This is a genomic window from Enterococcus sp. LJL51 (assembly GCF_054871795.1).
In genome coordinates this window covers 150,413-162,440 of the sequence record NZ_JBTXLW010000007.1, presented here as the reverse complement: position 1 = coordinate 162,440, position 12,028 = coordinate 150,413, and the positions used below count along the sequence as shown (strand labels likewise).

Annotated in this window: 16 protein-coding genes; 6 read left to right on the top strand and 10 right to left on the bottom strand. The window is 39.1% G+C overall.

The annotated features are described in order from the left end of the window. Nucleotides 1-19: 19 nt before the first annotated feature. From ACYSNQ_RS09350 to ACYSNQ_RS09335, 4 genes are all read right to left on the bottom strand, one after another. Nucleotides 20-613, bottom strand: a complete 594-nt coding sequence (locus tag ACYSNQ_RS09350; protein WP_426082733.1) for a DUF4291 domain-containing protein — start codon at nucleotides 611-613, stop codon at nucleotides 20-22. Between the two features lie 388 nt (nucleotides 614-1,001). Further along, nucleotides 1,002-1,832 carry a MerR family transcriptional regulator gene (locus tag ACYSNQ_RS09345; RefSeq protein ID WP_426082731.1) on the bottom strand — a complete coding sequence of 277 codons (831 nt, stop codon included), beginning with the start codon at nucleotides 1,830-1,832 and terminating at the stop codon, nucleotides 1,002-1,004. A gap of 73 nt (nucleotides 1,833-1,905) precedes the next feature. Continuing rightward, a complete protein-coding gene (locus tag ACYSNQ_RS09340) occupies nucleotides 1,906-2,646 on the bottom strand; it encodes an ABC transporter permease (RefSeq protein WP_426082730.1) in 741 nt (246 codons plus the stop codon). Then, nucleotides 2,639-3,361, bottom strand: coding sequence for an ABC transporter ATP-binding protein (locus ACYSNQ_RS09335; protein ID WP_426082728.1), 723 nt, complete (start codon nucleotides 3,359-3,361; stop codon nucleotides 2,639-2,641). The genes ACYSNQ_RS09340 and ACYSNQ_RS09335 overlap by 8 nt, the downstream gene beginning before the upstream one ends. A 178-nt stretch (nucleotides 3,362-3,539) precedes the next feature. Here ACYSNQ_RS09335 and ACYSNQ_RS09330 point away from each other — a divergent pair, with 178 nt between their 5' ends. Continuing rightward, entirely contained in the window at nucleotides 3,540-3,938 is a 399-nt protein-coding gene (locus ACYSNQ_RS09330; protein ID WP_426082727.1) for a hypothetical protein, read from the top strand. Between the two features lie 367 nt (nucleotides 3,939-4,305). Here the strand turns inward: ACYSNQ_RS09330 and ACYSNQ_RS09325 are convergent, their stop codons facing one another. From ACYSNQ_RS09325 to ACYSNQ_RS09305, 5 genes are all read right to left on the bottom strand, one after another. Then, nucleotides 4,306-4,572 carry a hypothetical protein gene (locus ACYSNQ_RS09325; RefSeq protein WP_426082725.1) on the bottom strand — a complete coding sequence of 89 codons (267 nt, stop codon included), beginning with the start codon at nucleotides 4,570-4,572 and terminating at the stop codon, nucleotides 4,306-4,308. Beyond that, nucleotides 4,565-4,933 (bottom strand): hypothetical protein, encoded by a 369-nt coding sequence (locus ACYSNQ_RS09320; protein WP_426082723.1) that lies wholly within the window; start codon nucleotides 4,931-4,933, stop codon nucleotides 4,565-4,567. Before ACYSNQ_RS09320 ends, ACYSNQ_RS09325 begins: the two co-directional genes overlap by 8 nt. Beyond that, nucleotides 4,933-6,228, bottom strand: a complete 1,296-nt coding sequence (locus tag ACYSNQ_RS09315; protein ID WP_426082722.1) for a hypothetical protein — start codon at nucleotides 6,226-6,228, stop codon at nucleotides 4,933-4,935. The genes ACYSNQ_RS09320 and ACYSNQ_RS09315 overlap by 1 nt, the downstream gene beginning before the upstream one ends. Continuing rightward, on the bottom strand, nucleotides 6,225-6,980 hold the full coding sequence (locus ACYSNQ_RS09310; RefSeq protein WP_426082764.1) for a tandem-type lipoprotein: 756 nt from the start codon (nucleotides 6,978-6,980) through the stop codon (nucleotides 6,225-6,227). The genes ACYSNQ_RS09315 and ACYSNQ_RS09310 overlap by 4 nt, the downstream gene beginning before the upstream one ends. A 334-nt stretch (nucleotides 6,981-7,314) precedes the next feature. Continuing rightward, nucleotides 7,315-7,464: a hypothetical protein gene (locus tag ACYSNQ_RS09305; protein WP_426082720.1), complete on the bottom strand. Its 150-nt coding sequence runs from the start codon at nucleotides 7,462-7,464 to the stop codon at nucleotides 7,315-7,317. A 671-nt stretch (nucleotides 7,465-8,135) separates the two neighbouring features. Here ACYSNQ_RS09305 and ACYSNQ_RS09300 point away from each other — a divergent pair. From ACYSNQ_RS09300 to ACYSNQ_RS09285, 4 genes are read left to right on the top strand one after another with little or no spacing between them, the layout of a single operon-like run. After that, entirely contained in the window at nucleotides 8,136-8,477 is a 342-nt protein-coding gene (locus ACYSNQ_RS09300) for a PadR family transcriptional regulator (RefSeq protein WP_426082719.1), read from the top strand. Next, entirely contained in the window at nucleotides 8,470-8,838 is a 369-nt protein-coding gene (locus ACYSNQ_RS09295; RefSeq protein WP_426082718.1) for a DUF1048 domain-containing protein, read from the top strand. Before ACYSNQ_RS09300 ends, ACYSNQ_RS09295 begins: the two co-directional genes overlap by 8 nt. Nucleotides 8,839-8,870: 32 nt before the next feature. Next, the gene (locus ACYSNQ_RS09290; RefSeq protein WP_426082716.1) at nucleotides 8,871-9,800 is read left to right on the top strand and encodes an ATP-binding cassette domain-containing protein; all 930 of its coding nucleotides are present in this window, start codon (nucleotides 8,871-8,873) and stop codon (nucleotides 9,798-9,800) included. After that, entirely contained in the window at nucleotides 9,801-10,556 is a 756-nt protein-coding gene (locus ACYSNQ_RS09285) for an ABC transporter permease (protein ID WP_426082715.1), read from the top strand. It abuts the gene before it with no gap. Nucleotides 10,557-10,610: 54 nt separating this feature from the next. Here ACYSNQ_RS09285 and ACYSNQ_RS09280 read toward each other — a convergent pair whose 3' ends face one another. Then, nucleotides 10,611-11,258, bottom strand: coding sequence for a YczE/YyaS/YitT family protein (locus tag ACYSNQ_RS09280; RefSeq protein ID WP_426082762.1), 648 nt, complete (start codon nucleotides 11,256-11,258; stop codon nucleotides 10,611-10,613). 99 nt (nucleotides 11,259-11,357) lie between these two features. Here ACYSNQ_RS09280 and yeiL point away from each other — a divergent pair, with 99 nt between their 5' ends. Beyond that, entirely contained in the window at nucleotides 11,358-12,011 is a 654-nt protein-coding gene (gene yeiL / locus ACYSNQ_RS09275) for a transcriptional regulator YeiL (protein WP_426082714.1), read from the top strand. The last annotated feature ends 17 nt before the right edge of the window (nucleotides 12,012-12,028 follow it).

The window sequence follows — 12,028 nt, the reverse complement described above, 5'->3', positions numbered from 1 at the left end:
GTTTACACCTCTTGGTTGGTTAATGACTTGTTTCTTGAATACCTAAGATTCTTTTTTCCTCTACTGATAAAGGAAACTCATTTTCTTTAGGAAGAGCGGTCATATCAAAGCTGCCGGCATCAATTTGATTTTTCATCTGGTGAACTTCCTCGGTGATATCGGTGATGTTCGTTGTCCAGTGCCGGACATATTTTTCTACCATTTTCCCTCTTAGACCGAGCTGGATTGCTTTTCGTTCCATTTTTTCCAAATGAAGGTCTTTGTCGGGATCCCATTGGCAGCGTACTTCAGAGCTTTTCACTTTTTTCTGCCAGCTCTCATAGCTTGGATACAACTGTTCATCGTAAGTTGAAAGAACAACATGCTTCAACAGCTCTCTGAAACCGTCAATTGTTATGTCGATTGCCAGCACTCGTTCTTGCCCTTCTTTTGATGCCCAGCCGGAACGATACATCATCCATAGGAAGGAAGGCTTAATCCAGGTCATGCGCTCCAGCTTAAAAGAAGGACCGAAATGACCTAACGAAGTAGCCTCTGCGGCAATTTTATGATTATAGGCTTGGTAAACTCTAATCGTTTCTGAATTAAATGATGCGTAAATCTTTTTTTCCATAATAGACTCCTAACACAATTTGTTACCTTTTATTATATAGGAGCTGCTGAGAGATAAAAAGAAAACCATAGATTATTTTTAAGAAAGAAGGAGAAATTATCTAATCGCAGTATTTTTGTACTAGAAAAAAAGGACTGCTAAACGACTGATTTTTAGCTAGATATATGAATGACATTCACCTACTCTTTCCAAAGCCCTTTTTGGACAGCAGTCAGCCTATTCCGACTGTTTTTTTTCTTCTCCAAAAAACTTGGAACAAAAGCCAGCAATTTTCTGCTTTTTGTTCCAAGCCTCAAAGGTTTCTTCAGTTTTTTCCTGCCAATATACTTTGAGGCAGAGTCTAAAATATTTCGTTTTTTCACTTCCCCTTCTGTTCCAGCTGTTTCTTCTATGCTTTCTGAACAGGGAACTGAATTTCAGTCAGCCAGTCTTCTTCGCTATCTTTGTTCCAGATGCCGTCAATATAATTTTCACGGGGAGATTCCATCAGTTGATAGTTATTAACTTCAATAAAATGGACCAATGCGGCATAGGCTTGGGGCAGTCCAGCATAAGAACCCTTATGCAGAACGCATACAGCTGTTTCAACCTCTGGAAGCTCTTTAAAGGTAATAAGCTCACTATCGGTTCCCATTTCAGTAACGGACTGACAAATTTCAACATCGATGTTTTCTTCACGGTATTCATGATCGTGATACACGTTGAAACAATACTCAGGTTCAGCGCATTCACAGTTGAGGCGCTCCATTTCAGCACCCATTGCTGGTACATAGGAGAAAACTGCATTATATGTAGGCAGTATTGTTCTCATGGAAGCCACAATTACTTTCGGCAGGCTCTTTATCACCACATGATAGTGCTGAACAGCATCTTTTGAGAGAAGATAGCCTTCCAGCTGTGCCAACATGGTTGTTCGTTCCGCAATTTCTTTCATAATTTGCTGCTTTTTTCTTTGCAGCAGCGTGGCTTCGTCCACGCCATTTTGCACCTGTTTGATTTCTTCAAGAGTATAGCCAATCTTACGTAAAGCCAGAAGCTGATGGAGAGTCGGCAGCTGGCTGGAACTATAATAGCGGTAGCCGTTTTCCGGATCGATGTATTGGGGCTTTAGAAGGCCGACATCATCATAATGACGCAAAGCCTTGATTGTCACATGATTCATTTTTGAAAAAATTCCGATTCTGTATAATTTTTCTTCTTCTTTACAATCTGTACTCATTGGACTCACCCTTTCAGAATAACTGAAGCAGAAATTTCCTGCCTCAGCATAACATCTATTGCTTTATCAGAAGCTACTCCCAGCGGAATATTCTGACAGCTAAACTGCCGCACAGCAGTGTAATACCCAGCATCAATAGAACAATCAACAGCGGATTCCCAACAGGTTCATTGATAGTCACTGACTTCAGCAGTTTAATCCCCTGAGTCAAAGGTAAAACACTGGCTACCTGTTGCAGTGCTTTGGGAAATAGCTCAAAAGGAATCATTGCCCCTGATAGAAACAGCATTGGAAAATAAACAAAGCTGCAGACTACATTAGCAATTTTTAATGTTGGGCAAAGGCTGGCAATCAACATACCGATACTATACATCGACACCATTACCAGAAAGTAAGCGCCGATTAGCTGCAGCCAACTGCCGTTCATCTGGTAGCCCAAAAAAGCAGTACTAACTAAAATGATTGTTCCGGCTGAAAGCAAGGCTGTGAGCATGCCGATAAAAAATTGTGCTGCCAAAATGAGCAGGGGACTGATTGGTGTGACGCGGTAATGCTTCAATATCTTTTTATCGCGATAATCACAAATTGTCAATGGAATACCCATAAATGCAGTCGCACAAATCCCAACTGCAAGTAAGGAGCTGAAACTGCTGTCCAAAAACGTGTAGCTGCCTTGAGCAACCTGCTGATTTCCAGCGATTGTTGCGATTAAGACTAATACACCTAGAGGCATGCCCACCCCAAAGAGGAGGCCATCGAAGGAACGTAGAGCCTGCTTTCCTTCGATTTTAACTAAAGTCAGAAATTTATGCATAGCTGATTCCCTCCATATGCTTTAAATAGGCTTCTTCTAAATGCTCCGCTGATGCTGCCTGAATAATTGCTTCTACCGTTCCTTCTACTACTTTTTTACCTTTGTTTATTAAGTAGAGATAGTCACATAAAGCTTCGGCTTCTTCCATATAATGGGTTGTTAAGAACATTGTCAGGCCCGCAGCCTTCAGCTGTTTTAAGATTGTCCAAACTTCTCTGCGGGCCTCAGTATCCAAGCCGGTTGTTAATTCATCCAGAAAAATAATTTCGGGATTGGGAATCAGTGCCAAAATAATGGACAGTTTTTGTTTCTCACCACCGGACAGCTTATTGACCGGTTGTTTTTCATATTGTGAAAGGTGGAACAGTTCTAATAGCTCCCGATAATCTCTGGGCTGTCTATAGAGGACAGATATTTCTTCGCAAAGCTCAGCTACTCTGATAGCCGGCTGATAGCTGGAAGACTGAAGCTGGACACCGATTTTTTGGAATATCTCCTTTCGCTTTTTACCAGGCGTGGTTCCTAAGAGTGTTACCTCACCGTCGTCAAACTGCTTGATACCTAAAAGACATTCAATAGTCGTTGTCTTTCCAGCACCATTAGGACCCAGCAGACCAAATACCTGTCCTTTTTCGACTGAAAATGTTAGCTGATTGATTATTGTTTTGTTTTTGATTGTTTTGCTCAAATCCTTGACTACTATGCAATGATTCATTGTAACTCCTCCCTTCAAAACCAATATATATCCTCCTGTAAGGGGAGGGTCAAGGGAAGGGGATGAAAAAATTTTTTGAAATTATTTGTGTAAAATGCTTCCGTTGCTCTTGACTTAAAGTTGGGTTTAAGGTTTAGACTTAGGATAGTTGATAGGTATAAGATTTGGAGGGAGAATAATGCAAAAAACAACCACTGTATTGCTGGTTACCGATCGGCCGCAGCAATCCTTTGATGTCGTTAAAATTTTGTATGACAAGCTTGTACAAGTAATGACTGAAAATCAGGAATTTAAACTGTTGCTTGCTTCTTATGAGGAAATGAAAGAAAGATTTATTTCTGCGGATATTGTGTTGTTGGGTTATCCCAATCAAGCATTAATCGCTCGATTGTCCTATCTATATGGGAAGACCAGCTACGTTGATCTAATCGATTTATCTGCCTATAGTGTGATAGATGCCCAGCGCTTGAAAAGACAAATTTTGACGATTGATAAGTTGACAAAAGAAGCGTTTAACGACCATCATCAGTTAAAGTGGAATATTCTTTGTACATTTAAAAAAAAGAGTCGTAAGTAACTTTATAGCCATAGCAGCCAAACAGCAATAGATGGTTGATGGTTACTAACAAGATAAGAGTGATGAAAATATTGTCAGAAAAGATTAGAATGTAGAAGATTGAGTCTGGGACATAAATAAAATCCCAGACTTCGGGCATCCCTAAAACCGAATAAGCGGTCTTCAAAAAGCAACCCCTCGAAAATGAGCCGAATAATCTCAAAAATAGGAGAAGCTACAGGTAGGTATCAATCAACAGCTACTCGGTTTCCCGTAGTGTTTCTTGACAATTTTTGGATTATTCGGCTTATTGCTGCGAAACACAGTGAGGGACGAGCTGATGTTAAAAAGTACCTACTCGGTTCTCGCAGTTGTTTTTGAAAATATATTAAAATTGTTCAAATTGTTTTGTTGTCTCTTTAAAGGATTTTTTTGCTTGCGTCACCCATTTTCCTTTGGCCGCTGTTGTTAAACTGCTTAGATAATTTGAGGAGTTACTTTTTAGAGCAGTAATTATTGTCTCTTCAGCTTGCTTCATTCGTTGTTTCCTTGTGTCGGAAACGTGTCTGCTATGACTAGCAGTAAACGAACGAATCAGCGATTTTTCCAAGTTTTTTCGAATATCCTTTAGTTCATCTTTTAAACTGTCAATCATTTAAATCTTCTTCTTTCTTTGAGATAATTCGCTCTTCTTCATAAATAGTTACTTGCTTTTTGTACTGTTGTTCAGTTTCTTCTAAAACACATTCTATTTTATAAGTAAGATTATTCACTAAATTTACTCCTTCTTCTTGTGCCTGTTCTACCATATGATAGGCATGCCTTAAATCCAGTGAATCGTGGTCTTCCTGCCTTGAAAATGTTGAACGGAGTCGTTCAACTGTTTCTTCGAGGAGGGAGTTGAAACGATGTTTTTCCAGAGTAGTTTGTTCTAATTCTTCCTCAAAACATCTTTTTTCTCTTTCGTAATCGTCTTCCAGTTGTTGTATTTTTTTATTGTAGTTCTCATTTTCCATTACGCACTTCCTATCTGACTTGCCAATCCATGGTCAGCTGCCAACTGTTCAGTAATTGAGGCTTTAATGGAGTCAATCAGCTGATCATAATGCTGCTCAATTTCTGCAGCTTTAGCAAGAGCTCGCTCATATTCTGCCACAGGCTCTGTCACAATACTTTCTTTTGTGGCACCACCACTTTGCAGAGCACTTAATTCTTCTGCTTCTGTCAGCGTTGCACCGACAGTACTTGCATTAGCTAAGGTATCCGCCCATAATTGCTGGGCGTCCTCTATTGCGTTGTTGTACATAGTTTTTAACTCTAAAAGTTCAGCTTGAATGGTTTGTTTCATTCCTTCTGTTATTGCTAGAGCTTCTGCAGCATCTAAAAAGATACTTTCAGTCGAGGAAAGCCCGCCACCACTCTTGGTTAATTTATTCCTCAAGCTATTCAGTTCTTTCATCCTCATTTTGGTCATTGTTTTGGCTATTTCTACACTGGATATTTTTTTGCCGTTTTCATCGACTAATGGTAGATAAGCACGGATAAAGGCTTGTTCTTCTTTAGACAGAAAACCAGTCATATCATGCCCTTTTCCGTTGTAAAGCTTAAATTTCTCACCGGGATAAAGACTGCCGAACATACTAGCGTATTTATTTAATGGATCATCTTCAGAAATAAAATAGACAAGACGCCCTTTATACTTATGAATAATATAGGCCATTTCAGCTTCACTGAATATTCGATTTAGAAATCCTGATTGATCAAAGAGCATACCTATCCCTTTTCCTAGTTTATTGCTAAGAGGAGCCGCATTGTATAATACGATATTAGGAATTTGATGAGACATCCCTAAAACAGCACCATCCCGTCCACCCTTCGAATGACCAGTCACGGTATCAACAGTATAATTCTGTTTTAAATTATTCAGAAAGGCGTTCCCTTCTTTAAAGTAAGCCGAACGGGCAGTATCTCCGTTTACAGCAATCGAACCATCCGCTATAAAATCCTGCATTTTCTCTCCCCAGCCATTGTCCAAATTGGTTCCAGCAAAACCAACGGTTACCTTCCCAGTGTTGTTATCCTTAAATGCTACACCGCTAAGACTGGTGTTTTTATCGTAAAAAGCGTCAACTAGCTGTAGATTTGGAGGGAATTTGCCGGAGTTCTTTAAATCTAGTATTTGGTCATTAATATTATTTATAGTTAACCCATTATATAAGGCATTTTCTACCTCATAAGAGATAGTAGAAATTGCACTCGTTTTTTCGGTTCCTGAATTGATTCCTTTATCTTTTAGTTTGTAATCACTCATTGGTTATCCTCCTCATTTGAAGGTTGATAATCAATGGAATCTCTAAAAAAGATAGGTGGATTTTTTTCAAACTGAAATGTTAATTCCTTCGAACTAATTGAGGAACCTTCTAACGTACCACGACCGCTTAAGACTAGAGTTGGTGCCTGCTCAGTAGGGATATTGTAGCGTTCTCTCAATTGCTTTACATTAGTGTCTTGATTGGTTAGCTGATACTCCAATTCATACATTGGAACCTCTGGATTATACATTTTCCGTAGATTTTTGTATTCGTTCAACTTATCAAATTTTCCATATTGAACAAAAAATTTAAAATTTAATATCTTCTCTTTTAAAGCTGAATCAGTCACTTCTTCAGTTAAATGAAAGCCTTGTTCATCGTAAGTTACGGGGTAGGTTTGTTCAATAACTTCGGGTGTTTCTATTTCTCGCTCAAAATAGAACCCTTCTGCTGTTTGAGTATTTCTGTTTAATCGAAGAACCATCCCTTCACTAATAAGGGGTGAAGTTTCTGTGTGGCTAACTCCCATTGTAGAAATAAGAACCCAAGTTCCTTTGTCCTCCTCTTCAAACTCCTCGTCTCGATAGCCCTCCATATCGTAAAAATCCATTAAATTCTTAGTAGGATACATTGCTAAGACATTCTCAAAACCTTGTTCTACTTCCTCTTTATTTTTAACTTCACAACCACCCAAGCTTGTCATAATGAATAATCCTCCTATAATGCTCAAAATAAGTCGGCAGTTTTTCATATTTTTCTCCTCTATTAGATATAAATGAAAATTCAAACATTTTTTTATCCTTTCTAATTATATTGAATATCAGACTTTTTGTCTATGTGATGAGTATAGAAAATAGTCATTTTCGAGCTGCTTCAATTACTAAAAAAGGTGTTGGTTGATTTCTGAATAACACAAAATATTATAGACTATGAAAAAAACAGTCAAGCGCCTTTGCTAATATGACGGCGCTTGACTGTTTCTTGATAAAATATCGAACTAAAACTTACTAAGCTCATTCTAACAGTCTTAGTTAAACGCATGGAAACAGCGGCCTGCTTTTGACTGATGTGGAACGCCGGCTGAGCTAAAGCTTTTTAATAGAGCTGATTTTCCCGTTGATGGTTGATGGATAGGTCTCTTGAATAGCACCGGAAAAAGTGACTTCTACTGTGTCGCCTTCAACGAGGTTTAGCTCTTCAAAGGGATATTCGGAATCAGAAATTTGCAGGGTCACTAAATCTCCTTCAACAAGTATGCTATTGGAATCAGCTGACACAGCGACTGTCCCTGAAATTGTCTGTGTTTCAGCATTAGACTCGATACGATTGTTTTGCCGATTTGATATGAAAAATAGCAGCAGAGCTACAAAACCGGCAGTACAGATAACCGCGATTGAAAATGTTCGTTTGCTTGATTTAATCTTGCCCTCCTGTAATAAGTAATTTAGCTAAAATAAAAAATGGAATCATTTATTTTGATGGCCGTTTTTTATGATTTTTTTCATAGTTCTGTCCACTATTTTTTATTAGATTTACAAAAAGTAACGATGTAATACGGTGGCTCCTCTCTTTATTCTGGCGGAGGATTCCTTCGGCGTCAATAAGGAACTTTTTTATTTAAAAACCTTTAATCCTGTTTTTGAACGTACCGCAAAAAAACTGTCTGTCAGAGTACTTAAAGTATGGGGTTAAGCAGCAAGCTAATGTACAAATTAAAAGGATAATGAAAAAGTGGACAAAAATAAATAATTCCCAGAGCAGAAACTCTCTAAGTACAAAGGGCTTCAGCTCTTTTTTTGTTATATAGAAAAAATATTTACTACTAAGTGAAACAAAGTAGTTGACAGAGGTGGGTACTAAGTATTACTATATACCTGTACTTAGTATTACGAAGTAGGTGAGTGAAATGAATAAATTGACAGAGATGCTGAAGGGAATTCTTGAAGGACTGGTTCTGGAAATCATTAGCCGAAAGGAGACATACGGTTATGAAATCACTAAGACGTTAAATGATCTTGGTTTTACAGATATCGTTGAAGGAACCGTCTATACTATTCTTCTTCGTTTAGAAAAAAATCAGCTGGTAGCTATTGAAAAGAAGCCTTCGGAAAAGGGACCCGCTCGAAAGTTTTATTCGCTGAATGAAAAAGGCGAGAGGGAACTAGAGGCGTTTTGGCAGCGCTGGACATTTGTTTCAGAAAAAATGGCAATAATTAAAGATGAGATGGGAGCGAAGCATCATGGGTAAATGGAAAGAGCTTTTAGAGGTAACAAAAAACTGGCGTCATGAAAAAGCTGAATATAAGGAGTTTGAGCATCGAATCGAGGCCCTTCCTGAGGATTATCGCTTTGTCTTTAAAGAAATCCAAAAATATATGTGGGAGTTCTCTGATTTTACTGGGCATAAGATGCTGGCGGCCATGTATGATTTGCTGGTAATTTTTGAAGACAGTGCTGAAAACGGACAGAATGTTTTTGCAGTGACAGGTGATGATGTAGGTGAATTTGCCAGTGATATCGTGAGAGAAGTGTCCACTACCTGGGTGGATGAAAGAAAAATAAAGCTGAATAAAAAGGTTCAGAAATTTAGAGATACACATACGAGGTAAATAAGAAGCACAAGAAGAATGGAGTGGAAAGCATGAGTGCCCCTGTGATTGACGTAAAAGATTTATCTAAAAGCTTTGGAACACAAACAGTGCTTAAAAACCTTAACTTTCAAGTGGGAAAAGGAGAGGTCTATTCTTTGCTTGGAATGAATGGTGCCGGTAAAACAACGGTTATTAAGATTTTAACAACGCTCTCTCATAAGGATGCTGGTGAAGCATACGTTGCAGGATTTGATGTAGAGCAGGAACCCCGCAGCGTAGAAGAGGCTATAAGTTTGACCGGTCAGTTTACCGCAGTGGATGAACTGTTTACTGCACAGGAAAATTTAGTAATGATTGGACGGCTGCGTCATCTTAAGGATGCCAAAGAAGCAGCCCTAGCTCTGCTTGAACAATTTCGGCTGCTTGATGCTAAGGATCAGCTGGTTGCTTCATTTTCCGGTGGGATGAAAAGAAGACTGGATATTGCCATGAGTCTAATTGGTAATCCGCAAATCATTTTTTTAGATGAGCCTACAACAGGACTTGACCCGAAAAGCCGTCTAGAGGTTTGGGGGTTAATTCGTAAGCTGAAGGAAGCAGGTGTAACGATTTTCCTAACGACACAATATATTGAAGAGGCAGAACAGCTAGCGGATAGAGTAGGAATTTTGAAGGAAGGCCGTCTGATAGCAGAAGGAACGCCAAAGGAACTAAAGGATACAGTGGAAGAAAACGGTGTGGAACTAGGTTTTTACACAAAGAACGACTACGAGAAAGCAGTGGTGCTGTTGGCTGCTTATTCCATACGTGAGAATGTGGAAGAGCTGAATATTCAAGTTTTGACAAATGGGAGTGCTAAAGAATTTGCTTTAGTTCTTGGAATGCTGGAAACAGCCGGGTTAGAGCTGCGGGCATTTTCAAAAATTGAAAGCAGACTAGAAGATGTCTTTCTGAAAATTGTGGAAAAGGGGGCGGCTTAAATGCATACAGTGCAGGATACAATGACGATGACAGGACGAGTATTAAAACACACAATGAAAAGTATTGATACGCTGATTACGGTTGTTTTGATGCCAGTTATGATTATGCTGGCATCTGTCTACATTTACGGCAGTGCGATGGATATGGGGAACAAAAGCTATATCGATTATGTGGTGCCGGGTATCTTAATTTTGACAATCATTACAGGTTCTGGCTACACAGCTTATCGTCTGACACAGGATGTGACTAAGGGAATCTTTGAGCGGTTTCATTCAATGCCGATTGCGAAAAGCTCAATACTTGGAGGGCATGTGTATACCTCTGTTCTGTATAATTTTGTTTCTATGTTTTTTGTAGGCATAGCTGCGCTGCTATTTGGCTATCGGATGGAAACCTCGCTGCTTCATTTTATGCTGGCATTCCTACTGCTTTTAGTCTTTAATTTTGCCATGACTTGGGTGGCGGTATTTTTCGGACTGCTAGCTAAAAGCGTAGAGACCGCCAGCGTCTATAGCTATATATTGATGGCCTTCGTATTCGTCAGTTCAGCATTTGCACCGATAGAAAGCATGAAAAGCGGGCTGCAGATTTTTGCCAAATATAATCCGTTCACAGCAGTCATTGATGGATTAAGAGAGCTACTGAGCGGCAACACACTTGATTCAGCGACCCTGACAGGTTTGATTTTTTCTGGGACGGTTTGGCTGGTATTTGCTTTTGGATCAGTAGTTGTCTATAAAAAGAAGCTGAAATAGCAGCATTTCTAAACAGCAAAGCTCTAGTAAAAAAAGAACATGAAATCCTTAAGTTCAGGATCCCATGTTCTTTTTTACTGTATCTCCGGACTGAGTAAGGCGTAGCTCCTTCGACCAGGAAATAACAAAAGACAATAAAAAGAGGCTAATCAGTGTTCCTTCACGAACAAAAATAGGCAAGTGATAGGTTATGGAGAGAAGTAGGGAAAGAAGAATACAAACGCAGTCTATTAGATAGCGGTAAAATTGAAAGCTGCGGTCGGTTCTAGCTGAAAGCAAGGCACAGAAATTTTCGATAGGGAATTTCAAAAATCCCAAGGCCAGCACTTGGCCGGTTCCAAATCCGGCAATGATTGTTCCTGCGATAAATAGCAGAATGCCACTGAGATAAGAGGTGACCATAATCGGCGCCAACAGATGATATAAGAAGAGATTAATGACATTACCGAAGCTGATTAAAGCAACCAACATCACCAAATAACTCTTGATTGTCCGCTTTCTGTCAAGCAGCCAGCAAATAACTAAAAACAAACAGTTGATTAAGGTAGTGACAGTCCCAACTTTTATAGACGTGAAAGTGGAAAAAGCTACGTTGAAAGAATTGAAGCTGCTGACACCGATATCTGCTTTAATAGTCAAGCTAATACCAAGGGCGCTAATCATATAAAAAACTAAAGAGAGCAAAAAATTCTGGATATTCATTTTCATTTAAAACACTCCTTTCTTATTTACGCTTCTTATTATGTGATACAATTCCAAAGAAGGAGTATGAGATATAGCATATTTTGAAGGAGAAATTTTATGATAAAAACCGCCTATCAACTTTCGTCAAAGAAGAAACTGGCAGCCAATGCTGATTTGTTTTCTGAGAAAGATTTAGCAGAAAGCTATATTACAGAGTTCAGCAGTAATCAATATATTCACAAAGAAGGAGAAGAACTGGATTTTCTATTTTATATTCTTCAGGGAAAAGCCAAGATTCTCAAGAATGAAGAAAACGGGAAAGCTGTTCTTATTCAGTTTGTTAAAGCAGGAGATATTATCGGAGATTTAACGCTATTAGAGGCGGAGACGATGACGAAAGACGTGGTTTCCATCGGTTCGACAGTTTGTCTGGCTATACCTATTCGATATGCCCGAACGGTTCTGCTTAACAGAAATTCTTTTCTAAGGAAAATCAGCAAATACATGGGGGAAAAACTGCTCCTGAGGATGGATCACTTTGCCGCAAATCAGACCTATGAACTAAAATATCGATTAGCTGAGCTGCTATTGGAAGTCTCGGTTGATGATGTCTACAAGGAAAAGCATACAGAAATTGCAGAGTATCTTGGCGTGAGCTACCGGCACTTACTCCATACCTTAAAGCAGTTTAGGGAGCAGGGATTAATTGAGAAACAAAACTCAGTGTACGTTATTGATAGAAAAGGACTAGAAGAATATCTTAGCCTATGATTGGTAAACTACGGGGG